The following is a 23,667-nucleotide window of genomic DNA, read 5'->3' on the forward strand; positions in this document are numbered from 1 at the left end:
CGAGGCATGGAAATCTCGAATGTTCTGGTCGCCAACCGCGGTGAGATCGCGCGCCGGGTGTTCGCCACCTGCCGCCGCATGGGTATCGCCACCACCGCCGTGTACTCCGACGCCGATGCCGCCTCTCCGCATGTGGCCGAAGCCGATGCGGCCGTGCGCCTTCCGGGTAACACCCCCGGCGAGACCTACCTGCGCGGTGAGCTGATCATCGAGGCCGCGCTCTCGGCCGGTGCCGACGCCATCCACCCCGGTTACGGATTCCTCTCCGAGAACGCGGAATTCGCCAAGGCCGTGCAGGCGGCGGGGCTGGTGTGGATCGGCCCGCCGGTCACCGCCATCGAGCAGATGGGCTCCAAGGTCGAGTCCAAGAAGATGATGGACGCCGCCGGGGTGCCGGTGCTGAAGCAGCTGGACCCGGCCGAGGTCACCGCCGACATGCTGCCGGTGCTCATCAAGGCGTCGGCCGGTGGCGGCGGGCGCGGTATGCGTGTGGTGCGCGACCTCGCCGACCTGAACGATCAGATCGAGGCGGCCCAGCGCGAGGCCGCGTCGGCCTTCGGCGATCCGACCGTGTTCTGCGAGCGCTACCTGGAGACCGGCCGCCATATCGAGGTGCAGGTCATGGCCGACTCCCACGGCACCGTGTGGGCGGTGGGCGAGCGCGAGTGCTCGATTCAGCGGCGGCATCAGAAGGTGGTGGAGGAGGCCCCGTCACCGCTGGTGGAGAAGATCGACCGCCTGCTCGCGTCAGACCCGGAGGCGGCAGCGGAGCGTAACCACGGAGGGTCCGCGAGCGGGCGAGATGGGCACGGTATGCGGGCGCGGCTGTTCGAGGCGGCGCGACTGGCGTCGGAGGCCATCGGCTACGAGGGTGCGGGCACCGTCGAGTTCCTGGCCGACGAGAAGGGCGAGTTCTTCTTCCTGGAGATGAACACCCGACTCCAGGTGGAACACCCGGTCACCGAGCAGACCACCGGCCTGGATCTGGTGCGCCTGCAGTTGCAGGTGGCGGCCGGACGCCCGCTACCCGCGCGGCAGCCCGCCATGCGCGGCCACTCCATCGAGGTGCGCCTGTACGCCGAGGACCCCGCACAGGATTGGCAGCCGCAGAGCGGTGCCGTCCACAGGCTCGACATCCCCGGCACCGTAGGCGAATTCACCGTGCTCACCGAGCCGGGTGTGCGCCTGGACTCCGGCGTGGTCGACGGCTCGCTGGTGGGCGTGCACTACGACCCCATGCTCGCCAAGGTCATCTCCTACGCCGAAACCCGGGACGAGGCCGCGCATCTGCTGGCCTCGGCGCTGCAGCGGGCCAAGATCCACGGCCTGGTGACCAATCGCGACCTACTGGTGCGGGTGCTACGGCATCGGGCGTTCCTGGCCGGGGACACCGATACCGCCTTCTTCGCCACCCACGGCCTGGACGCGCTCGCCGCCCCGCTGGCCGCGGAAAGTACCGAGGCACTGTCGATCACCGCGGCCGCTCTGGCCGATGCCGCCGCCAATCGCGCCGCCGCGCGGGTGGGCGGCGGACTGCCCAGTGGCTGGCGCAATCTGCCGTCGCAGCCGCAGTCCAAGTCCTATGAGAGCCGGGTGACCGGCAAGCATGAGGTGCGCTACCGCCTGACCCGTTCGGGTCTCGAGGTGGACGGCCTGCCCGGCCTGGAACTGGTGGATCTCACCCCGGACACCGTGGTGCTGCGGGTTCCCGGCGAGCGCGGCGCGGTGCTGCGCCGCTTCGAGGTGGCCCGCTACGGCGATCTGGTCGCCGTCGATTCCCCGCTCGGCCCGGTGACCGTGCGGCGGCTGCCGCGCTTCGAGGATCCGGCCGACCAGGTGGCGGAGGGCTCGCTGCTCGCGCCCATGCCCGGCGCGGTCATCCGCCTCGGCGCGGAGGTCGGCGCACAGGTGGAGAAGGGCCAGCCCATCCTGTGGCTGGAGGCCATGAAGATGGAACACGCCATCGCCGCCCCCACCGCCGGTACTCTCACCGAACTGAACGTCGCGGTCGGTCAGCAGGTCGACGTCGGCGCTGTGCTCGCCGTTGTGCACAACGAAAACCAGGAGTAGGCAATGAGCTTCATCGAATCCGACGAACAGAAGGCGCTGCGCGCGGCGGTGGCCCAGCTGGCCGCCAAATACAACTACCGCGATTACGTGCGCGCCAAGGCGTTGCGGAACGAGCCGCTCACCGAACTCTGGGACGAGGCGGGCGAACTCGGCTTCCTCGGCGTGAACCTGCCGGAGGAGTACGGCGGTGGCGGCGCGGGCATCTACGAACTCGCGCTGGTGCAGGAGGAGTTGTCCGCGGCGGGTGCGGGCCTGCTGCTCATGGTGGTCTCGCCCGCCATCTGCGGCACCATCATCACCAAGTACGGCACCGCGGAACAGAAGCGGAACTGGTTGCCGCGCTTGGCCGACGGCACGGCCAAGATGGTCTTCGGCATCACCGAGCCGGACGCGGGCTCCAACTCGCACAAGATCACCACCACCGCCCGGCGCGACGGCGGCGACTGGATCCTCAACGGCCGCAAGATCTTCATCTCCGGTGTGAACCAGGCCGAGGCCGTGCTCATCGTGGCGCGCACCGAGGACGCCAAGACCGGCAACCTCAAGCCCGCGCTGTTCATCGTGCCCGTCGACACCCCCGGGTTCGTGAAGAACCGGCAGGAGATGGACATCATCGAGCCGGACAGCCAGTACACGCTGTTCCTCGACGACGTGCGGCTGCCCGCCGACGCCCTGGTCGGCCAGGAGGACGCGGCCATCGCGCAGCTGTTCGCGGGCCTGAACCCGGAGCGCATCATGGGTGCCGCCATGGCGGTCGGCATGGGCCGCTACGCCATCGACCGGGCGGTGGAATACGCCAGGGAACGCCAGGTGTGGAAGACGCCCATCGGTGCGCACCAGGGCATTTCGCATCCGCTGGCGCAGGTGAAGATCGAACTGGAGCTGGCCAAGGTCATGATGCAGAAGGCAGCCGTGCTCTACGACTCGGGCGACGACTTCGGGGCCGCCGAGGCCGCCAATATGGCGAAATACGCTGCGGCCGAAGCCAGCATCAAGGCGCTCGATCAGGCCATCCAGACCCACGGCGGCTCCGGCCTCACCTCCGATGTCGGCCTGGCGGGCATGCTGGCCGCCGCGCGCATCGGCCGCGTCGCCCCGGTCAGCCGGGAGATGATCCTGAATTTCGTCGCCCAGCACTCGCTGGGCCTGCCGAGGTCGTACTGACATGGTCGATACCGAACCCACCCCCGAGACCGCGCCGGTCGTCCGCTACGAGGTGCGCGACGGCTTCGCGGTGCTCACGCTGGACTCCCCGCACAACCGCAACGCCCTGTCCTCGCGGCTGGTGGCCGAACTGCTGGACGGTCTGGAGCGGGCGGGTGCGGACGAGGCCGTGCGCGGTGTCGTCCTCACCCACACCGGCACCACCTTCTGCGCCGGTGCGGACCTGAAGGAGGCCCTCGACGCCGACCCCGCGGCCGCCGCCGACATCCGCACCCGGTGGGCGGTCCAGGTGCTGCGCCGCATCCTGGAACTGCCCAAACCCGTGGTTGCGCGGATCGACGGCAATGTGCGCGCGGGCGGTATGGGCATCGTCGCCGCCTGCGATATCGTCGTCGCCGGTCGGGGCAGCAGCTTCGCCCTCACCGAGGCGCGGCTGGGCCTGGCCCCGTTCATCATCTCGCTCACCCTGCTGCCGCGCATGACCTCGCGCGCGGCGGCGCGGTACTTCCAGACCGGCGAGACCTTCGACGCCGATGTCGCCGAGCGCATCGGCCTCATCACCAGCGCCGCCGACGACGCGGCGGCGGAGGTGGCGCGGCTGTGCGGTGAACTGCGCAAGGGGTCCCCGCAGGGGCTGGCCGAGAGCAAGCGGCTCACCACCGCCCACATCCTGGCCGAGTTCGATCGCAGCGCCGACGAGCTGGCCAAGCGTTCGGGCAGTTGCTTCGGAACCCCCGACGTCATCGAGGGCATGACGGCCTTCTTTCAGCGCCGTCCGCCGAGCTGGGCAGAATAGCGGCCATGGCGACACCCCACGAACCCAAGCAGGACCGCAGCCGGGCCACCCGGCAGCGGCTGCTGGAGGCGACCATCGACTGCCTGGCCGAACTGGGCTGGGCGACCGCCACCGTGGCCGTGGTGGCCGAACGTGCGGGGGTGTCGCGCGGGGCGGCGCAGCATCACTTCCCCACCCGGGAGGATCTGATCACCGCCGCCCTGGAGTACATGTTCGAGACGCGGATGGCGCAGTCGAAGGCCGAAGCCCTCGCTCTCGACGACGTCGCCGAGGGCGCGGGGCGCACCCAGGCCGTGGTCGCCTCGCTGGTGGAGTCCTACACCAGCCCGCTGTTCAAGGCGGCCCTCCAGGTGTGGACGCACGCCGCCGCCGATCCGGCTCTGCGGGAACGCATCGTGCCCATGGAGGCCCGCTTCGGCCGCATCTCGCACCGGATGGCCGTGGAAGCGCTCGGCGTCGACGACTCCGACCCGGTCACCCACCACCTGGTCCAGGCCACCCTGGACCTGGCTCGCGGCCTCGGCCTCGCCGACGTGCTCACCGACGACTCGCTGCGCCGCAAGGAGATCGTGCAGCAGTGGGCCGCCACTCTGCACAACACCCTGCACCCGGGCTCCTGACGGCTGCCGGGCCGATGGCTCACCAGCCGAAAACCTCGGCGATCTCGATGGATTCGTCGTCCCAGCGGTGTTCGATGGATTCCCGTTCTCGATCCGGGAGGCCGGGGCTCCAGCCCGATCGACGCCAGAAGGATTCGCGGTGTTCGTCACTGAGCGGCAAGGGGCTCAGGGGCAGGGGATAGGTCATGGCGACATTCCCGGAAATCGCTGGTGCGGTGCTCAATTCAGCGTAGGGGGTGATGCGCGGTGGATATGGCGGAATCAACCCCGGTGAACACGACGACACCCCCCGTCCGCGTGGACGGGGGCTGTCGCGGTGCCGCCGACTACGCCGTCGTCGGCTTGGTCAGGTCGTAGACCGTGACCCCGTCGACCTCCTCCGCGGTGAAGTTCGCCGCGATCCAGGCGGTGATCCTCGAACTCTCCGAATCCGCGGAACGGCCTGGGCCGCCGCCGTTTCCGCTGCCGGTGAGGAAGTAGTGGATGCGGCCCTCCGCCACATACCGCTGGAACTGCTCCAGCGTGGGTGACGGGTCGCTGCCGTTGAAGCCGCCGACGGGCATGACGGGAAGCTCCGTGGCCAACTGGTAACCCGCCGCACTGTTGGAACTCACGGTCGCGGCGACCCAGGTGTAGGCGTCGCCGTCGGCCAGCAGCAGAGCGGTCAGCCGCTCGCTCGGCTCACTCGCACCCATGATCCCACTCGCCGGACCGCCACCCATCGCCCCGTGAGCCGGACCGGCGCCCGGCGCACCATCAGCCAGGCCCCCGCCGGTAGCGCCCGGATTCCCCTGCGCGCCAGCACCGTCGGTCGCGCCGCTGGACAGTGTGCCGTCCGTACCGGGAGGTGCTGCTCCCCCACCCGGCGGCGGGAGTTGCCCGCCGTTCCGCGCTGCGGGTGTGCCGCCACCGGCCGCACCATCAGTGCGGCCATCGTCCATGGCCTGGCGACCGCCCGGCCCGTCGTGCCCCGGGCCGAAGCCGCCGCCGACGTCCGGACCGGCGGTCGGGATCGCACCCTGATGCGCGCTGGCCAGGGTGTCCACCGTGTAGGCGACCGGGCCCGCGAGCCCGACCGTCAGGGCGAGTGACGCCGCGGCTAGGGACAGTCGGCGGGCGGGAACCAGCATCAGCACGGTGGCCGCGATGCCGCCGATCAGGATCGCCCAGCGCAGCCACGGCACGAAATCGGCACTGCGGGACAACAGCATCCAGGCGGTGGCGGTGGTGAGGCCGACGGTCAGTGCCAGCACCACGCGTACCCAGGCGAGCTCGCGCCTGCGCCAGAGCTGCACCGCGCCCGCACCCACCAGTGCCGCCACGGCCGGCGCCAGCGCTACCGTGTAGTACTGGTGGAAGATCCCCCGCATGAAGCTGAACACCAGCCCGGTCACCAGCAGCCAGCCGCCCCACAGCAGCAGCGCGGCCCGCTGCGGGTCGGTGCGAGAGGCTCTGCCGCGCAGTGCGATTCCGGCGATCGACAGCATCAGTGCCGCCGGGATGAGCCAGGCGATCTGGCCGCCCTGCGCCGGTTCGAACAGTCGGGTGATGCCGGTGCTGCCCCAGATGCCGTTACCGCCCGCCGGCAGTTCACCGCCGGGGCCGACGCTGCCGGTCTCCTCGCCGTTCAAGCGGCCCAGCCCGTTGTAGCCGAGCGTCAGTTCGATAATCGAATTATTTTGTGAGCCACCGAAGTACGGTCGGTCGTCGGCGGGCCACAGCTGGGCGATGAGCACCCACCAGCCCGCACCGGCGACCATGGCGACTCCGGCCGCGAACAGCTGCGCGATGCGTTTCCCGAGCTGTGGCGGTCCCGCGATCAGGTAGGTCAGCGCCAGCGCGGGCAGCACCAGCAGCACCTGCAATTGCTTTGCCAGGAAGCCCAATCCGATGAACAGCCCGCACAGCAGCAGCCACTTCCAGCGTCCGGACTCCACCGCCCGCAGCATGGCCCAGGCCGCGGCGACCATCAGGAACACCAGCATGGCGTCCGGATTGTCGAACCGGAACATGAGCGCCGCGACGGGTGTCACGGCCAGCGCTAATCCGGCCAGCAGCCCCGCGCCGGGGCCGAAGTGCCGGCGCACCGCCGCCCACAGCAGCGCCACCGATCCCACGCCCAGCAGCACCTGCGGCAGCAGCATGCTCCAACTGTGCAGCCCGAAGATCCGCACCGAGATCTCCATGGGCCACAACGACAGCGGCGTCTTGTCCACGGTGATGGAGTTCGCGGCATCGGAGGAGCCGAAGAAGAACGCCTTCCACGACCGCGAACCCGCCTGCACCGCGGCCGCGTAGAAACTGTTGGCCCAGCCGTTGGCGGTGAGATTCCAGAGGTAGGCGAGCGCGGTGCCGACCAGCAGCACCGCCAGCGCCGGGTAGTCCCAGCGCGGGACGTGCGGGGTGCGCGGTGCGGGGGCCTCGGCAGCGTGCCGGGGCCGGCTCAGTATCGCGGTCATGCGCGCGCCCCTTCCCGCCGCGCGGGCTCGGGCGCATTCCGGAACACCCAGCGCAGTCCCACGAAACGAGCCAGGGTGGCAATGAGATTGGCGACCACCAGTACCAGCAGCTCCACGTGCACCGATGCGCCCGGAGCCCACTGGTGCAGGGCGAACAGCGATCCCGAGGTCACCAGCAGCCCGAATCCGAAGATGGCCAGGCCCTGGGCGTGATGGGAGACGGCCCGGGTCGCGCCGCGCACCCCGAAGGTGAAGGCGCGATTGGCGGCGGTATTGCCGACGGCGGTGACGAGCAGCGCCAGGAAATTGGCGGGCTGCGGTCCGGTGATCGGTTGCAGCGCCACATACAGCAGCAGATAGGCCAGGGTGGAGACCACGCCGACGATGCCGAACCGCACCAGCTGGCCGACCATACCCAGCGGCACCCCCTCCACCAGCGGTTCGCGTCCCACGGCGGCCCGCAGTTCGTTGATCGGCAGCCGTCCGGTGGTGAGCGCGCGACCGACCCGCCAGATCCCCAGCAGGTCCTTGCGTGCGGTGTCCACGATGTCCACCCGGCTGTCCGGATCGTCGATCCAGTCCACCGGCACCTCGTGAATCCGCAGACCGGCCCGCTCGGCAATGACCAGCAGTTCGGTGTCGAAGAACCATTCACCGTCCTGGACGAGCGGCAGCACCGCCCGCGCCACCTCGGTGCGCATGGCCTTGAATCCGCACTGCGCATCGGAGAATCGGGCGTGCAGCGAGGTGCGCAGGATCAGGTTGTAGCAGCGCGAGATGAACTCCCGTTTGGGTCCGCGCACCACCCGCGACGAGGCCGCCAGCCGGGTGCCGATGGCGATATCGGAGTGCCCCGACACCAGCGGCGCGACCAAGGGCAGCAGTGCGTTCAAGTCCGTGGACAGATCCACGTCCATATAGGCCACGACCCGCGCATCCGACTGCTGCCAGACGGTGCGCAGCGCGCGCCCGCGCCCCTTGCGGTCGAGATGCACCACCCGCACCCCGTCCAGACGCGCGGCCAGCTGCCGGGCGACCGCCAGGGTGCCGTCGGTGGAGGCATTGTCGGCGATGGTGATTCGCGCGGCGAACGGGAAGTGCTCGCGCAGGAAGCCGTGCAGCCGTGCCACGCACGGTCCCAGATCCCGTTCCTCGTTGTATACGGGCACGACCACGTCGACGACGGGCGTGGTCACGGCCCCGGCTGGTTCCGCCGCCCGAACGGCGGTCATGGTGTCGGTCATGCCGACCACGCTCGCGCCCGACGCTGGGCCGCCCCTGCGCCCGGCCTGGGAGGTTGCTGGGAGCCGGACTACCCGGCCCGGTTCGCAACTCCTCGCCGAACGCCGGTGTCAGAGCTCGTGCAGCCGCCACAGCGGTGATACCGGCCCGTGCCCGGCTCCCAGGTCGTAGGCCGCCTCCAGGCACCGCCGCGTCCATTCCTTGGCGAAGGCGAAGGCGTCCGGCACCGGGTAGCCGTGGGCGAGGGCGCAGGCCAGGGCGGCCGCCAGGGTGTCGCCGCCGCCGTGGTCGTTGCCGGTGGCGATGCGCTCGGCGGTCAGCTCGTAGCAGTTCTCGCCGTCGAACAGCAGGTCGGTGCTGTAGGCGGAGCTGCGCAGATGGCCGCCCTTGACGATGGCCCAGCGCGGGCCGAGGGCGTGCAGCGCCTCCGCGGCGCGGCGCGCGCTGCGGTCGTCGACGACCTCGACGCCGGTGAGGAGCCGCACCTCGTCGAGATTGGGGGTGACCACGGTGGCCAGCGGGAACAGCGTGTTGCGCACCGCGTCCAGGGCCTCGGCGTGCAGCAGCGGATCACCGTGCATGGAGGCCGCCACCGGGTCCACGACCAAGGGGATATCCCCGCCGCCGCCGATGCCGACCTCACGGCACACCCCGGCCACCGCCTCGATGATGGCGGTGGAGGCGAGCATGCCGGTCTTGGCCGCGCCGATACCGATATCGGTCACCACGGTGCGCACCTGATCGGCCACGATCTGTGGCGGAATCTCGTGAAAACCGCTGACGCCCACGGTGTTCTGCACGGTCACGGCGGCCACCGCCACGCAGGCGTGCACCCCGCACAGGGCCATGGTGCGGCTGTCGGCCTGAATTCCGGCCCCACCGCCGGAGTCGGTTCCGGCAATGGTCAGCACACGAACTGGAGTCTTGCCATTGGGCGTGAGCGGTAGCAGTTCCACGCCGCTGACCCTACGCGGAGCCGCCGCGCGGATGGGTGGGGCGACCCGCTCACCATAAATGAAAACGGTTATCATTAACAGGTGACCTCAGCCCAGACCCGCCCCCTGCCCGTGACCGTGCTCTCCGGCTTCCTCGGAGCCGGGAAGACCACCCTGCTCAACCACATCCTCGCCAACCGCGAGGGCCGCCGCGTGGCCGTCATCGTCAACGACATGAGCGAGGTGAATATCGATGCCGCCCTGGTGGCGGGCCAGGGCCACCTGGACCGGACCCAGGAGAAGCTGGTCGAACTCACCAACGGCTGCATCTGCTGCACGCTGCGCGAAGACCTCATCGAATCGGTCGGCAAGCTCGCCCGCGAGGGCCGCTTCGACCAACTGGTCATCGAATCCACCGGCATCTCCGAACCCATGCCGGTGGCCGCCACCTTCGAATGGGAATTCGAGGATGGTTTCAAGCTCGGCGATATCGCGCGCCTGGACACCATGGTGACCGTCGTCGACGCCTCCACCTTCCTGCCCGAGGTGGTGCGCGGTGAATCCCTCGAGCAGCGGGATATGCAGGCGGGGGAGGGGGACGCGCGCACCATTTCCGATCTGCTGGTGGATCAGGTGGAGTTCGCCGACGTGCTGATCATCTCCAAAACCGATCTGGTGAGCGCCAATGCCGTCGGCAGCGTGGAGGCCACCATCCGCCGCCTCAACCCCAAGGCCAAGATCCTGCGCGCGGTCAAGGGTTCCGTCGACCTCTCCGAGGTGCTCGACACCGGCCTGTACAACCCCGACCTGGCCGCCGAAACCGCCGGCTGGGACGAGGAATTGGCGGGCGGGCACACCCCCGAGACAGAGGAGTACGGCATCCGCAGTCTCACCTACACCGCCGACCGCCCCTTCCATCCCGAGCGCTTGGACGCGGCGCTGACCCAGCTGCGCGGACTGTTGCGCAGCAAGGGATTCTGCTGGATCGCCAGCCGCCCCGAGCTGGTCGCCATCTGGTCGCAGGCCGGACCGAACCTCACCTTCGAACCGGCCGCCTTCTGGTCCTCGCTCAATGAGCAACCAGGCTCGGAGATCGTCTTCATCGGCGTGAAACTGGACCGCGAGCGGGTGCGCACCCTGCTGGACGAGGCCCTGCTCACCGATGCGGAACTCGCCGCGGGACAGCGAGCGTGGGTGAACTACGCCGATCCGTTCCCGGCCTGGGGCGAACTCCACTCGCACGCCTGACCGTCGGCGGGCCGCGAGCCGTGTGGATCTCACCGACGCCACCGATATCCCGCTGCCCGAACCGTTCGAACCGGTGGAGGCGCTGCGCCGTGCGCTGCGACGGATTCGGCCCGCACCCCGGAGGGTGCGGGCCGTGCATGTCTGCGCTCAGCGGAACTGTGCGTAGAACTCCGTGATCTCGCCCGCCATCAGCTCCGGGGCGGAGTGGTGCAAGTAGTGGCTGAAGACGTCGTGAGTCTTCCAGGACACGATGTTGTGGTCGCGGTCGGCGAAGCGGCGGATGCCGTGGAAGTCGCTGTTCGACCCGCTCAGAGCCATGGGGACGGTGGTCGGCTCGGTCGGCTGCTCGGCCCGCGCGTTCTCGAAGTAGATGCGGGTGGCCGATCCGGCGGTGCCGGTGAGCCAGTGGATGGCGATGTGGGTGAGCACGAAATCGTCGTCCAGCTCCGGGCCGAGCAGCTGGCCGAGCCAGCCCACCAGTCCGGCGGGTGAATCCATGATGGCGTGCGCCAGCGTCTGCGGCTGCTGCGAGTGCAGGATGTTGAAGCTCATCTTGTTCTTGGCGAACCAGTCCAGCGTCTCCAGCGCCTGCGCCTCGCCCTCGGTCAGGTCCGCCATCTCCGCGGGATCACCCGACGGGAACGAATACACCTGCGCCACATGCGATCCCACCATGTGCTCGGCATCGACCCGGCCCAGTTCGGCGGAGATCTGGGAGCCGCCGTCATTGCCGACCGCGCCGTAGCGCCGGTATCCGAGCCGCCGCATGAGTTCGGCCCAGGCGGTGGCGATGCGGGTGTTGTTCCAGCCCGCCTCGGTGGTCGGACCGGCGAACCCGAACCCCGGGATGGACGGGATGACCAGATCGAAGCCCGCCGCGGTGAGCGGTTCGATCACGCCGAGGAACTCCACGAAGGTGCCCGGCCAGCCGTGGGTGAGGATGAGCGGGAAGGCGTTCTCCCGCTCCGAGCGCACGTGCAGGAAGTGGATGTCCTGGCCGTCGATCTCGGTGATGAACTGCGGGTAGGCGTTCAGCTTCGCCTCGACCGCGCGCCAGTCGAATCCGCCCTGCCAGTACTCGACCAGGTGCCGCACCCGGTCGACGCTCACGCCGTAGGTGTCGCCGGAGCCCGGGATCTGGTCGGCCCAGCGGGTGCGGGCCAGGCGGTCGCGCAGATCGTCGAGGTCGGCCTGCGGGACCTCGATGCGGAAGGTGCGGATGGCGTCGGTGGTGGTGGCGTTCATGATTCTCTCCCGATTCGGAACGGAATGTTTCGTTCTGTTTCAAACCATAGCGGAACGGATCATTCCGTTCAAGTGTTATGCTGAAATCATGACCGAGACCGCCGAAACCCCAGCTCAGCGCGCACTACCGGGCCGCAAGGCGCAGGCCGCCCGCAACGACGAACGCATTCTGCAGGCCGCCCGCGAGGTCTTCCTCGCCGATGCCGCCGCTCCGATCGCCGCCGTCGCCGAGCGCGCGGGCGTCGGAATCAGCGCCCTGTACCGCCGCTACGCCAACAAGGAGGCGCTCCTGCGCACCCTCTGTCACGACGGGCTGCGCCGCTACAACGCCGAAGCTGAGGCGGCACTGGCCGCTGCCGACGGCTGGCAGGGCCTCGTCGGCTTCCTGGAACGCGTGGTGGACGCCGACGTGCACTCGCTGACCGTGCACCTGGCGGGCACCTTCACCCCGGACGAGTCGATCCTCCCGGATGTCCAGCGGTCCGCGGAGTTGAACGAGGAACTGATCCGCCGAGCGCACGCGTCCGGCACCCTGCGCGCGGAGGTGACCGTGGCCGATCTCGGGCTCGTACTCGAGGCGTGCGCGGCCATCTCGCTGCCGGATCCGGACCGGACCGCCCAGCTGCGCCGCCGCGTTCTCGCCATGCTCGTGGACGGGCTCGCCGCCTCGGGAAAACTCCCCGGCCCGGCGCCGCGGCCGGGCGAATTCGCACAGCGCTGGCAGCCGAAGCACTGACATTCGCGCATCGGACACACCGAATCGAGCGGGAACGACCACTTTCGCCCGCCCGTCGCGTCCATAGTGGTGACAGCTGTCCGCCCCGCAGGAAGGCTCGAGCCATGAACTGGACCCTCGAGGTCGTGATCGTCCCGGTATCGGATGTGGATCGCGCCCTGGACTTCTACGCCCGCCAACTCGGCTTCACCGTCGACCACGACACGCATATCGCCGAGGGCATGCGGGTGGTGCAACTGACCCCGCCCGGCTCCGGCTGCTCCATCGTCATCGGGGAGGGCGTGGTGCCCCATATGGAGCCGGGCTGCCTCAAGGGCCTGCAACTGGTGGTGCCCGATCTGAAGCGCGCCCACGCCGAACTGGTGGAGCGCGGCGTCCCCGTCAGCGATATCGAGGTGGTCGGCGTGAATCCGTCCCCCACCGCCGACCCGCTCGACAATGTCGGCTTCCTCTACTTCGACGACCCGGACGGCAACAGCTGGGGCGTCCAGCAGATCTCCGCGCGGGCCTGAGCGCCCGGCCCGCAGCGGCTGCGGGCCGGGCGTGCGCGGCTACGAGACGACCGGCAGGTACACCTGCTTGCCGCTGGCCGCGAACTCGGCGGACTTCTCGGCCATGCCCGCCTCGATGGCCGCCACATCGGTGAGGCCCTGCTTCTCCGCGTACTCGCGCACATCGGCGGAGATGCGCATGGAGCAGAACTTCGGACCGCACATGGAGCAGAAGTGCGCGGTCTTGGCGGGTTCGGCGGGCAGCGTCTCGTCGTGGTACTCCCGCGCGGTGTCGGGGTCCAGCGACAGCGCGAACTGGTCGCGCCAGCGGAACTCGAAGCGGGCCTTGGACAGCGCGTCGTCGCGGGCCTGTGCGCCCGGATGGCCCTTGGCGAGGTCGGCGGAGTGGGCGGCGATCTTGTAGGTGATCACGCCGACCTTCACGTCGTCGCGGTTGGGCAGGCCCAGATGCTCCTTCGGCGTGACATAGCAGAGCATGGCGGTTCCGGCCTGGGCGATGATGGCCGCGCCGATGGCCGAGGTGATGTGGTCGTAGGCCGGGGCGATATCGGTGGCGAGCGGGCCCAGCGTGTAGAACGGGGCCTCCTCGCACCATTCCTCTTCCAGGCGAACGTTTTCCACGATCTTGTGCATGGGCACGTGGCCCGGGCCCTCGATCATCACCTGAACGCCATGGGATTTCGCGATCTTCGTCAGCTCGCCGAGGGTCCGGAGTTCGGCGAACTGCGCCTCGTCGTTGGCGTCGGCGATGGAACCGGGGCGCAGGCCGTCACCGAGGGAGAAGGTGATGTCGTACTTCGCCAGAATCTCGCACAGCTCAGCGAAATTCGTGTACAGGAACGACTCCTGGTGATGCGCCAGACACCACGCCGCCATGATGGAACCGCCGCGCGAGACGATGCCGGTGACGCGCTTGGCGGTGAGCGGGATGTAGCGCAGCAGCACGCCCGCGTGCACGGTCATGTAGTCCACGCCCTGCTCGGCCTGCTCGATGACGGTGTCGCGGTAGATCTCCCAGGTGAGCTTGGTGGGATCGCCGTTCACCTTCTCCAGCGCCTGGTAGATCGGCACGGTGCCGACCGGGACCGGGGAGTTGCGCAGAATCCACTCGCGGGTCTCGTGGATGTTCTTGCCGGTGGACAGGTCCATGATGGTGTCCGCGCCCCAGCGGGTGGCCCACACCATCTTCTCCACCTCCTCGGCGATGGAGGAGGAGACGGCCGAGTTGCCGATATTGGCATTGATCTTCACCGCGAACTTCTTGCCGATGATCATCGGCTCGGATTCGGGGTGGTTGTGATTGGCCGGAATCACCGCCCGCCCGGCGGCGACCTCGTCGCGCACGAGTTCGGGGGAGACGCCCTCGCGGGCCGCGATGTAGTGCATCTCCTTGGTGATGATGCCCGCTCGGGCCCAGGCCAGCTGGGTGCGCGGGCCGGGCACGTCCGGCTTGGCCCAGGCGTCGCGCAGCTTGGGCAGGCCCGCCTCCACGTCGATGCTCGCGCTGGAGTCGGTGTACGGGCCGGACGTGTCGTACACGTCGAAATGCTCACCATTGGTGAGGTTGATGCGTCGCACCGGAATGCGCAGCGTCGTGCCGTCGGCCTCGAGCTGCTGGTAGTGCTTGACGCTGCCTTCGATAGGACCGGTGGTCACCGTGTCCACCGGCGCGGACTGGCCGTTCGTGGACGCGACTCGATCAGGTGACATTGTGAATCCTCCCTACGCCGGCATTACCCGGTCAGGTTCATACGGTCGACGGCCCACTAGCCGTCCTCTCAGCCCGCTGGTGCGAGCCCCCGTTGGCATGCGAATAGATAACGCTGCCGACCATACCGGTCCCGCGTGAGTCGCGTCACGAGACCGCCGCGGGCGGCGGATACCCGCGTACCCGCACTCGTGCCCCGACCGCTCCGGTTGCGGTCGGGGCACGAGTCACAGGGGCTGAGCGAGAAGGCTTCTCAGCGCTCCTGAGGTCCGATGGGCCAGCCCAGCGCGCCGAAGGTGGCGTTCAGATTGATCTCGGTCTGCATCAGGATGTCCTGGAGATCGAAGAACAGCGACAGGTGGTTCTCGGTCTGGCAACCCACCGGATCGGGCGCGCCGGGGGCCAGGCGGCCGCGCACCCAGTTGAAGGCGTCGCCCATGCCCAGGGTGGGCAGGGTCAGGTGCTCGCTGAGGTGGTCGCGCTTGTAGAGCACCGAGGTGCCGCCCGCGCACCACCTGGGCACCAGCGCGTCATTGTCGAAGACCGGCACGGCCTCGTCGAAGACGCCCTGGTAGAGCATGATCGGCATGGTCGGGGCGTGCTTGCCGAGCACGGTGGCGTCGAACACCTCGCGGACCTCCGGCAGCGCCAGGTACTCCGCGATGGGAATGGTCAGCATCTTCTGATAGTCGACGAACATCATGGTCAGCGCGTTGCGCGGCAGGCACTGGGCGTTGGTGCGGTTCATCATCGCCCGGCCCTCGGGGGTGAGCACGCGTTCGGTCGCCGCGGCGAACTTCGGGTAGGCGTTCATCAGCGACGCGATCCCGATGCCGATGAGGCTGGAGAACATGGAGCCGTTCACGTGCAGCAGCGATTCCACGTCCGAGACCGGCGCGCCGATGGCCGCGCCCTTGATGTTCAGCTCCGGCGCGTAGGTGGGATGCATCTCCGCGGCCCAGCCGCTGGCCATGCCACCGCCGGAGTACCCCCACAGCGCCACCGGGGTGTTCGCGCCGTCCAGGCCGAGGGGTTCGAAGCGTTCGGCCGCGCGGATGCTGTCGAGCACCATGTAGCCGGGCTCCTTCGCGACGGCCAGATGACCGTTCAGGCCCTCGTAGTCGGGCACGTTGATGGCGTAGCCCTGGCTGATGGAGGCCGCGAGTTCCAGGTATTCCACGGTGGAGTGGATGCCCTCGACCCCCGCCAGGCCGCCGCCCTGCTGCAACAGGAACGAGGGTGCGCAGTGCGGTGCGGCGCTGTCGTAGAAGAACTGGTGTGAGACCAGCGGTCGGCTGCGAGCGGTGTCGGCCCCCATGGGCACCGCCACCGTGGTCGCCGCCACCGTGGGTTGTTCGAACAGGTCGGTGGTGCGATACAGCAACTGCCAGGCGCGAACTCGCACCGGGAGCACCGTCAGCACCGCCAACTGCACTTCGCGTGACCGCAGAATGTCGCCCGGCGCGGCGGATTCGAAGCCCTCGGGTGCTTGATAGAACGGGTCCACGTCCACCGGCTGCGGTGCTGCGGCGGCCGTGCCCGCCGTGCCCAGCAGTGCCGCGGTGCTCATGGCCACCGCCGTGCTCATGACCGCCGCCGTCGCGAGCGCGGCCGCGGTGAAGCGCCGCCACCCCCGCCTTCGGCGATCCCCATTGATCCCTGCCACGTCTGTTCCCTTCCTCATCGACGTGACGACGATTACAACACGCTATCCTGTTATCAACAAGAATTCTTTTTCGAAAGGACGCGGCTAAGGTTTGCCTATGACCCGCAGCAAATCCGCCGCGCGACCCGACCCCGCACCGGCGCGGCGTCGAATCCGTGGCCTCGACGCCGAGGAGCGCAGTGCGCAGCGGCGTCGTCAGCTCCTCGCGGCGGCGACCGAACTCTTTGCCCAGCAGAGCTATTCGGGCACCTCGATCGAGCAGATCTGTCAGCACGCCTACGTCGGCACCAAAGGCTTCTACGACCACTTCGACAGCAAGGAAGCCTGCTACCGCGCCCTGCTGGAGCACATCACCGTGCAGTTCCAGACCCGGGTGGCGCAGGTGGCCGCGGAGACCGCCGACCTGCCGTGGCGGGAGCGGCTGCGCGCCATCGTCGCGGCCTTCGTGCACGCCATCGCCGACGACGTGCGGCTGGCCAAAGTGACCTTCGGCGAGGCGGGCGGCATCTCACCCGCCGTGGAGAAACAGCGGCGCGGTAACCGCCGCTGGGCCGCGGCCTTCCTCGACACCCAGTGGCCCGAGGCCGAGATGGACGAAAGACGCAGTCTCGCCGTGAGTCTGGCGGCCATCGGCGGCATGTTCGAACTGGTCGCCGACTGGCTGCACCATCACGACGACGGCGGTGCGCCGGACTCGGTGGAGAGCCTGATCGAGGACCTCACCCACTTCCTGACGGTCATGGAGCTGGGTCGCCGGGCCAGCGCGGAGTCGGAGTCTTAGCTCGTCGTGCCCGCCCTTGACCGAGGGCGAGGACGGGCACGACGCGGGCGACAGGTCAGGAACCCAACTTCTCCAGCGTCGGCGCGGGCCGCTCCGGCTCCGCGCCCTCCTCCTCCAGTCCGATCCGCTTGTAGAGCGCCGCAAGGGGTTTCGGAGCCCACCAGTTGGCGGTGCTCATCATCCGCATGAGCGCCGGGGCCAGCAGGCCGCGGATCACCGTGGCATCGGCCACGATCGCCAGGGCCAGGCCGATGCCGAAGAGTTTCATGGCCGCCACCTGGGAGGTCGCCACGGCCAGCAGCACCACCGCCATCAGACCCGCCGCGGCGGTGAAGATGCGGCCGGTGCGGGCCACGCCCAACGCCACCGATCGGGCGTTCGCGGCGGCGCTGCGATCGGAGGCCAGCCACTCCTCGCGAATCCGGGAGAGCAGGAAGACCTCGTAATCCATGGACATGCCGAAGGCCAGGCAGAACATCAGGATCGGCATGAACAGGTCGATGGTGCCGGTCGGGGTGAAGCCGAGCAGGCCGGACAGATGCCCGTCCTGGAAGATCCAGATCATCGCCCCGAAGGTGGCGGTGACCGAGAGCAGGTTCAGCAGCAGCGCCTTCACCGGCAGCACCACGCTGCCGGTGAACAGGAACAGCAGGATCAGGGTGATCACCGCGATCAGCCCGACGGCCAGCGGCAACCGCTGGATCACCGAATCCATCGTGTCCTCGTCCAGCGCCGCCGCGCCGCCGAACAGCACCTCGCCGGGCGCGGGCACCTCGCGCAGGGTGGCCAGCTGTTCCTTGCCCGCCACCGAGGAGGGTGCGAGCCGGGTGCCCACCGACAGGTAGGTGCCCGCCGGTCCGGCCATCTCGGGCAGTCCGGCCGCCATCTTCGTACCGTCGACGTAGACGCCCGCGCTCGACATCACCGCGGGCACGTCCGGCACCTTCGACAGCGCGGCGGCATAGGTGCCGATCTGCTCTCCGGTGCCCTGGAAGTCCGGCAGCACCAGCACGGCGCTCGATGCCATATCGGCGTTGAAGTCCTCGCGCAGCGCGTCGCCGACCTGGCGGCTGGAGGCGAAGTCGCCGATCACCCGATCGTCCGGGCTGCCGAAATGCGCGCCCAGGAACGGTGAGCCGAGCGCCAGCAGTACCGCACCGGTCACCACGGCGACCGGGACGGACCGCCGCATCACCCACATGACCAGCCGGTACCAGCCACTGTCCTCGGGCCGCTGCGGCGTGGGCTCGGGCCGACCGAGCGCGCGCCGCAGCGGTTTCCGCAGATCCAGGGCGTTGATCCGATCGCCGAGCAACACCAGCGCGGCCGGGAGCAGCAGCACCGACGCGCCGACCGCCGCGGCCACCACCGCCACCCCGGCGAAGGCGAAGGATTTGAAGAACGGCTGCGGGAACACCGCCAGCGCGGCCAGCGCCAGCGCCACGGTCAGACCCGAGAACACCACCGTGCGGCCCGCCGTCTGCACCGCGCGCAGCACCGCGGCGCGGGTGTCGCGACCCGCCGCGAGTTCCTCGCGGTAACGACTGACGAGGAACAGGCTGTAGTCGATGGCCAGCGCCAGGCCCAGCGCGCTGGTCATGTTCAACGCGAAGATCGACACGTCCATGACCGTGGTGAGCGCCCGCAGGATGCCGAGGGTGGCGGCGATCGCGAACAGGCCCACGCCGATCGGCAGCGCCGCGGCTACCAGCGAACCGAACACCAGCACCAGCAGCAGCCCCGAGATGGGGATGGCGATGGCCTCGGCCAGGATCAGATCCTTCTCCACCTGGTGGTTGATATCGGCGAAGGTGCCCGCCATACCGCCCACCCGCACCTGCACGCCGTCGCGGTCACCGCTGAGATCGCCGGTGAGTTCGGCCGCGCGGTTCTGGATCTGGGTGTCGGTGCCGAGCAGGGTGGCCATGATGAGACCGCGCTTGCTGTCCTTGCTGCGCAGCGCGGTCGCCAGATCCGAGCGCTCGGTCACGGTGGTCCAGTAGGACCGCACCCCGGTGATGGTCGAGTCGGCGCGCAGTTCGTCGGTGATGCGCTGCGCCTCGCTCCGCGCCTCCGGACTGTTCACCCCGCCCTCGGCGGTGATCATGACAATGAGGTTCGGATTGCCGCCGGGGAAGTTGTCCTCGATGAAGTCGTTGGCGCGCACCGACTCCAGTTCGGAGGTGAGGTAACCGCCGCCGACCATATGCGACTTCACGGTCGCGCCGAAGCCACCGCAGATGATCATCAGCAACAACGCGGCCACCAGCACGGTACGCGGCCGCGCCATGGCGAAGCGGGCGAGATTGGTAAGCATCGACGCACTGCCCTCCGGAGTTTCCCAACTTCGGAACGGTAGCCGTCCACATCCCGCCATAGCGATCGGCTGTGACCATGGTCATGGGCATGCCGATCGGCTATCGGACGGCGATCGCGGCGACGCGGGAGGTCAGGGGCGTGCGGGCCGGATCGAGCCCCGGACCTCGCCAAGCGTGAGCCGGCCGCCGTCCGCCGCCGGGGCCGACGCCGTGATCACCACCTCGTCGCCGTCCTCCAGATACGTCCGCTTCGCGCCGCCCACATCCACGGGTTCGGTGCCGCCCCAGCTCAATTCCAGCAGCGAGCCGCGCTCGTGGCGCTGCGGCCCGGAGATGGTGCCCGAGGCGAACAGGTCGCCGGTGCGCACGGAGGCCCCGTTGACCGTCATATGGGCGAGCATCTGCGCCGGGGACCAGTACATGCGTGAGTACGGGGGAGTGGCGACCAGTTGGCCGTTCCACTCCACCCGCAGTTCGATGTCGAGCCCCCACGGCGCGCTGTCCCGCAGGTAGGGCAGCGGTCGCGGGTCCTGTTCGGGCAGTGGAATCCGCGCCTCCCGCAGGGCGTCCAGGGGTGTCACCCAGGCCGCGAGCGACGTCGCGAAGGATTTGCCGAGGAAGGGGCCCAGCGGCTGCGCCTCCCACGCCTGGATGTCGCGGGCCGACCAGTCGTTGACCAGCGCCACCCCGAAGACGTGATCGGCGAAGGCGCCGGTCTCGACGGCCGTGCCACGCTCGGAGTCCGCGCCGACCACGAAACCCAGTTCCGCCTCGATGTCGAGTCGCTGCGTCGGACCGAAATCCGGTGCGCCCGAAGCGCCTCGGCGTTGACCGCAGGGCCGGATCACCTCGGTGCCGGAGACCACCACGGTGCCCGCGCGGCCGTGGTAGCCCACCGGCAGATGTCGCCAATTCGGCAGCAGCGGTTCGGAATCCGGACGGAAGATGCGACCGGCGTTGGTCGCGTGGTCGATGCTGGCGTAGAAGTCGACGTAATCGCCGACCTCCACCGGCAGCAGCAGCCGCACCGCCGAGACGGAATGCACGGCAGCGGCGGGGAATTCACCGTCGGCCGCCGCTTGCAGCCGCTCGCGCACCTCCCGCCAGATGGTCGGCCCCTGCGCCATGAAGGCATTGAGGCTGGGCCGGGCGAACATCGGATCATCCAGGGCCACCGCCAGATCCACCACGCAGTCACCCAATCGCACCCCCACGCGCGGTTCGCCACCGCTGGGTTGGAAGACCCCGTAGGGCAGATGCCTCGGCCCGAATCCGGAATCCGCTGGCACCTCGATGCTCACTCGACTGTTCACCGTATCTCCTCCGGGCAGGCGGGACGGGCCCGCACCGTGGTGCGGGCGGGGGCGTCCCGCATTTACCGAACTCCCGGCCCGCGGCCGGACCAGGTCCACGCGTATTCGGGATCCTCGCAGGCCAGCGCGCCCTCGCCGAGTCCGAGCGGCCGGAAGGTGTCGACCATGACCGCCAACTCGTCGAAGAACTCCGCGCCGATGCTGCGCTCGTAGGCCCCCGGCTGCGGGCCGTGCGCGTAGCCGCCCGGATGCACCGACACCGAACCCTGCGCGATGCCCGAGCCGCGGCGCGCCTCGTAGTTGCCGCCGCAGTAGAACATGATCTCGTCGGAGTCCACATTGGAGTGGTAGTAGGGCACCGGAATCGAGAGCGGGTGGTAGTCCACCTTGCGCGGCACGAAATTGCACACCACGAAGTTGGAGCCCTCGAACGCCTGATGCGCGGGCGGCGGCTGATGCACGCGACCGGTGATCGGCTCGAAGTCGGCGATATCGAAGGTGAACGGGTACAGGCAGCCGTCCCAGCCCACCACGTCGAACGGGTGCGTCGCGTACAGCATGCGGGTGCCGACGATCTCACCGGCCGGGCGATGCTTCACCAGCACCTCGACATCCGTACCCTCCGCCAGCAGCGGTTCGGCGGGACCGTGCAGATCCCGCTCGCAGTACGGCGAATGCTCCAGGAACTGGCCGTACTTGGACAGATAGCGCTTGGGCGGGGCGATATGGCCGGACGCCTCGATCACGTAGGCCCGCAAGGGTTCCGGACCCTCCGGCAGCCAGCGGTGCGTGGTGGCGCGCGGCAGCAGCACCTGGTGGCCCTGCCGCACCGGCAGCGCGCCGAAGACCGTCTCCACCCGGCCCGCACCGGATTCGATGTACACCAGCTCGTCGCCGACGGCATTGCGGTACAGCGGCGACGGCCGCGCCGCCACCACGTACGAGATGCGCACATCGGCATTGCCCAGCAGCAGTCGCCGCCCGGTCACCACATCGGTGCCGTCCGGCTTATCGCCCGGGAACAGTTCGTGCAGCCGCAGATGCCGGTGTTGCAGTGGATGATTCGGAAACGTGCGCTGATCGGGAACCAGCCAGACCTCCGAGTCCACGATGGCCGGTGGCAGGCCGCGGTGGTAGAGCAGCGACGAGTCGCCGGAGAAGCCCTCCTCGCCCATCAGCTCCTCGTAGTAGAGCTTGCCGTGGGCATCGCGGTGCTGGGTGTGCCGTTTGGGCGGCACCGTTCCCACCTGCCGATAAAACGCCATGACCGGACCTTCCGCCAGACCGCCTGTCCGACTCCCCTCGGCGTCCATCGTAGCCACGGGCGCGCGGCCCGCGTGGCAGATTGTCGTGAGCAATTCGCACTATTTGTGCATCTGCTGCGGATTTTCATTGTGTCTGCGACGAGGTTAATCGAGCAACCATGACAGAAAGTGCAGGTGACCGGATCGGCCAGCGCGCTGCCGGGGTGTGGTGTTGCCGCTGGTCGTGAGGTGTGTAGGCGGCGCTCCCTCGCGACGTCGCGCACCTGCCGTATGAACACGGAAGGGCCGCCAGCGCGGTCGGTCGCTGGCGGCCCTGCTCGGCTCGCGGTGTGCTCAGACCCGCGCGCGGATGAACTTGTAGACCACCAGGATGATGACCGCGCCGATGATCGCGCCGATGAAGGAATGCTCGACGGGCGGCCGGAAGTCGAACTCGTGCGGTGCGAACACCAGGCTGCCGAGCGTGCCGCCGACATACCCGCCCGCGATACCCAGCAGGATGGTGGCGATCCAGCCCATATCTTCCTTGCCCGGAACGAGCAGGCGGGCGATGGCACCCGCGATGAGACCGATGATGATCATGACGATGATGCCCATAGGGGAGCTCCTTGTCACGTGCCGTTGACGCACGTCGAAAGTAGCGCTGTCGCACTACAAATGCGGAGTGTCCGGATAACTCGGGCGTGTAGGACGGGCGAACTCTTCGGAATTCCGCTCAGGACGGTTGGCTGCGCCGGGCACGGGTGGTCCGTGCTGCGTCGGCGGTTGCGGTCCGGAATACAGCGGGGGCAGGTCGAGTATCCCAGGCGTCGAGTGTCCGCCTCAGCGGCGGGTGCACGCGCTCGCGGCCTGGTCAGGCGTGGCGGAGTGCTCGGTACACCGCCGCGCCGACGAATTCGCCCAGGGTGTCGGGGGTCCACTCACCCTCGCCCGACAGCAGGGTGCGGACCGCGCCCTCGCCCGCGGAAACCCAAAGTTCCACCAGCGCGGGAAGTTTGCGGTCGGCGTCCGCGGTGTCCCAGGCGCGCAGGGTGGGCCGGAGGCGGCGGGTGCAGCGTTCCACCGCGAGTTGCCGGCCGCGGCCGAAGGAGTCGGCCACCGCCGGATCGGGGTTGCCGTAGAGGAGCCGCCAACTCTCGGGGCGGTTGGCGACCACGTGCAGCAGGGCACGGAACCCCTCCACGAACACCGCCTCGTCGGCCTCCACCCGACGGCGCGGCAGCACGTCGAGAATGCCGCGCAGCAGATAGTCCTCCTCGCGCCGCATGAGCGCCTCGATGAGTTCCACTCGATCGGCGAAGCAGGCGTAGACGACCGGGCGGGTGACCTTCATGCGGTCGGCCACGGCGGCGATGGTCACGGCCGCGATGCCGCTCTCCACCGCGATCTCCAGGGCGGTGTCCAGCACCTGCGGGCGGCGGCGCTCGGGCCCGAGATGCTGTGCGCGCTGGCGCGGCCGGACAGCCGGTTCGGTACCCATGGGCACCGACGATAGCAGTGCCCGCGCCCCGACGATCGGCTGGTCACGGGGTTTCACATGATCGTTTCCTACGTCTACGTAGGATAATGCTACAGTCGTGAATGAAATC

General features: G+C 69.1%; 20 protein-coding genes and 1 riboswitch. Of the genes, 8 read left to right on the forward strand and 12 right to left on the reverse strand.

What is annotated here, in order from left to right:
* Window positions 1-6 precede the first annotated feature (6 nt).
* Genes FOH10_RS33510 through FOH10_RS33525 form a run of 4 tightly spaced genes read left to right on the forward strand, consistent with a single transcriptional unit; the run spans window position 7 to window position 4,650 of the window.
* Window positions 7-2,070, forward strand: a complete 2,064-nt coding sequence (locus FOH10_RS33510; RefSeq protein ID WP_143983625.1) for an ATP-binding protein — start codon at window positions 7-9, stop codon at window positions 2,068-2,070.
* A 3-nt stretch (window positions 2,071-2,073) separates the two neighbouring features.
* The gene (locus FOH10_RS33515) at window positions 2,074-3,234 is read left to right on the forward strand and encodes an acyl-CoA dehydrogenase family protein (protein WP_039817856.1); all 1,161 of its coding nucleotides are present in this window, start codon (window positions 2,074-2,076) and stop codon (window positions 3,232-3,234) included.
* 1 nt (window position 3,235) lies between these two features.
* Complete coding sequence (locus FOH10_RS33520) at window positions 3,236-4,030, forward strand: enoyl-CoA hydratase family protein (protein WP_143983626.1); 795 nt, start codon at window positions 3,236-3,238, stop codon at window positions 4,028-4,030.
* A 5-nt stretch (window positions 4,031-4,035) separates the two neighbouring features.
* The gene (locus FOH10_RS33525) at window positions 4,036-4,650 is read left to right on the forward strand and encodes a TetR/AcrR family transcriptional regulator (protein WP_029932985.1); all 615 of its coding nucleotides are present in this window, start codon (window positions 4,036-4,038) and stop codon (window positions 4,648-4,650) included.
* 19 nt (window positions 4,651-4,669) lie between these two features.
* Here the strand turns inward: FOH10_RS33525 and FOH10_RS35135 are convergent, their stop codons facing one another.
* The 4 genes from FOH10_RS35135 to thiD all read right to left on the reverse strand — a co-directional run bounded on the left by FOH10_RS35135 (window position 4,670) and on the right by thiD (window position 9,307).
* The gene (locus FOH10_RS35135) at window positions 4,670-4,837 is read right to left on the reverse strand and encodes a hypothetical protein (protein ID WP_186000954.1); all 168 of its coding nucleotides are present in this window, start codon (window positions 4,835-4,837) and stop codon (window positions 4,670-4,672) included.
* Window positions 4,838-4,976: 139 nt separating this feature from the next.
* Window positions 4,977-7,109 carry an ArnT family glycosyltransferase gene (locus tag FOH10_RS33530; protein WP_143983627.1) on the reverse strand — a complete coding sequence of 711 codons (2,133 nt, stop codon included), beginning with the start codon at window positions 7,107-7,109 and terminating at the stop codon, window positions 4,977-4,979.
* Window positions 7,106-8,341, reverse strand: a complete 1,236-nt coding sequence (locus FOH10_RS33535; protein ID WP_228815040.1) for a bifunctional glycosyltransferase family 2/GtrA family protein — start codon at window positions 8,339-8,341, stop codon at window positions 7,106-7,108. Before FOH10_RS33535 ends, FOH10_RS33530 begins: the two co-directional genes overlap by 4 nt.
* A 120-nt stretch (window positions 8,342-8,461) precedes the next feature.
* Window positions 8,462-9,307 carry a bifunctional hydroxymethylpyrimidine kinase/phosphomethylpyrimidine kinase gene (thiD, locus tag FOH10_RS33540; protein ID WP_143983629.1) on the reverse strand — a complete coding sequence of 282 codons (846 nt, stop codon included), beginning with the start codon at window positions 9,305-9,307 and terminating at the stop codon, window positions 8,462-8,464.
* Between the two features lie 81 nt (window positions 9,308-9,388).
* Between thiD and FOH10_RS33545 the strand changes: the two genes are divergently transcribed.
* Complete coding sequence (locus FOH10_RS33545) at window positions 9,389-10,534, forward strand: GTP-binding protein (protein ID WP_143983630.1); 1,146 nt, start codon at window positions 9,389-9,391, stop codon at window positions 10,532-10,534.
* A 147-nt stretch (window positions 10,535-10,681) separates the two neighbouring features.
* Here FOH10_RS33545 and FOH10_RS33550 read toward each other — a convergent pair whose 3' ends face one another.
* On the reverse strand, window positions 10,682-11,779 hold the full coding sequence (locus tag FOH10_RS33550) for an epoxide hydrolase family protein (protein ID WP_143983631.1): 1,098 nt from the start codon (window positions 11,777-11,779) through the stop codon (window positions 10,682-10,684).
* Window positions 11,780-11,867: 88 nt separating this feature from the next.
* Here FOH10_RS33550 and FOH10_RS33555 point away from each other — a divergent pair, with 88 nt between their 5' ends.
* Both FOH10_RS33555 and FOH10_RS33560 read left to right on the forward strand, forming a co-directional pair.
* Complete coding sequence (locus FOH10_RS33555; protein WP_143983632.1) at window positions 11,868-12,515, forward strand: TetR/AcrR family transcriptional regulator; 648 nt, start codon at window positions 11,868-11,870, stop codon at window positions 12,513-12,515.
* A gap of 104 nt (window positions 12,516-12,619) precedes the next feature.
* A complete protein-coding gene (locus tag FOH10_RS33560) occupies window positions 12,620-13,027 on the forward strand; it encodes a VOC family protein (protein WP_029932978.1) in 408 nt (135 codons plus the stop codon).
* A gap of 39 nt (window positions 13,028-13,066) precedes the next feature.
* On the opposite strand, the gene thiC is transcribed toward FOH10_RS33560, so the two are convergent.
* Window positions 13,067-14,737: a phosphomethylpyrimidine synthase ThiC gene (gene thiC / locus FOH10_RS33565; protein ID WP_051037826.1), complete on the reverse strand. Its 1,671-nt coding sequence runs from the start codon at window positions 14,735-14,737 to the stop codon at window positions 13,067-13,069.
* Window positions 14,730-14,840, reverse strand: a riboswitch (TPP riboswitch). Its footprint overlaps the gene before it by 8 nt.
* A gap of 148 nt (window positions 14,841-14,988) precedes the next feature.
* Entirely contained in the window at window positions 14,989-16,401 is a 1,413-nt protein-coding gene (locus tag FOH10_RS33570) for a lipase family protein (protein ID WP_143983633.1), read from the reverse strand.
* Between the two features lie 97 nt (window positions 16,402-16,498).
* On the opposite strand from FOH10_RS33570, the gene FOH10_RS33575 reads away from it, so the two are divergent.
* Window positions 16,499-17,182: a TetR/AcrR family transcriptional regulator gene (locus FOH10_RS33575; protein WP_143983634.1), complete on the forward strand. Its 684-nt coding sequence runs from the start codon at window positions 16,499-16,501 to the stop codon at window positions 17,180-17,182.
* Between the two features lie 55 nt (window positions 17,183-17,237).
* Here FOH10_RS33575 and FOH10_RS33580 read toward each other — a convergent pair whose 3' ends face one another.
* The 5 genes from FOH10_RS33580 to FOH10_RS33600 form a co-directional block, all read right to left on the reverse strand.
* A complete protein-coding gene (locus FOH10_RS33580; RefSeq protein ID WP_143983635.1) occupies window positions 17,238-19,499 on the reverse strand; it encodes an MMPL family transporter in 2,262 nt (753 codons plus the stop codon).
* Window positions 19,500-19,631: 132 nt separating this feature from the next.
* Entirely contained in the window at window positions 19,632-20,813 is a 1,182-nt protein-coding gene (gene fahA, locus FOH10_RS33585; protein WP_244961483.1) for a fumarylacetoacetase, read from the reverse strand.
* A gap of 62 nt (window positions 20,814-20,875) precedes the next feature.
* Window positions 20,876-22,078, reverse strand: coding sequence for a homogentisate 1,2-dioxygenase (locus FOH10_RS33590; protein ID WP_029932972.1), 1,203 nt, complete (start codon window positions 22,076-22,078; stop codon window positions 20,876-20,878).
* Window positions 22,079-22,411: 333 nt separating this feature from the next.
* On the reverse strand, window positions 22,412-22,675 hold the full coding sequence (locus FOH10_RS33595) for a GlsB/YeaQ/YmgE family stress response membrane protein (RefSeq protein ID WP_029932971.1): 264 nt from the start codon (window positions 22,673-22,675) through the stop codon (window positions 22,412-22,414).
* Between the two features lie 256 nt (window positions 22,676-22,931).
* Complete coding sequence (locus tag FOH10_RS33600; protein ID WP_029932970.1) at window positions 22,932-23,558, reverse strand: TetR/AcrR family transcriptional regulator; 627 nt, start codon at window positions 23,556-23,558, stop codon at window positions 22,932-22,934.
* Between the last annotated feature and the right edge of the window lie 109 nt (window positions 23,559-23,667).

Origin of the sequence: Nocardia otitidiscaviarum, assembly GCF_007362295.1 — a bacterium.
Lineage (GTDB): Bacteria > Actinomycetota > Actinomycetes > Mycobacteriales > Mycobacteriaceae > Nocardia > Nocardia otitidiscaviarum.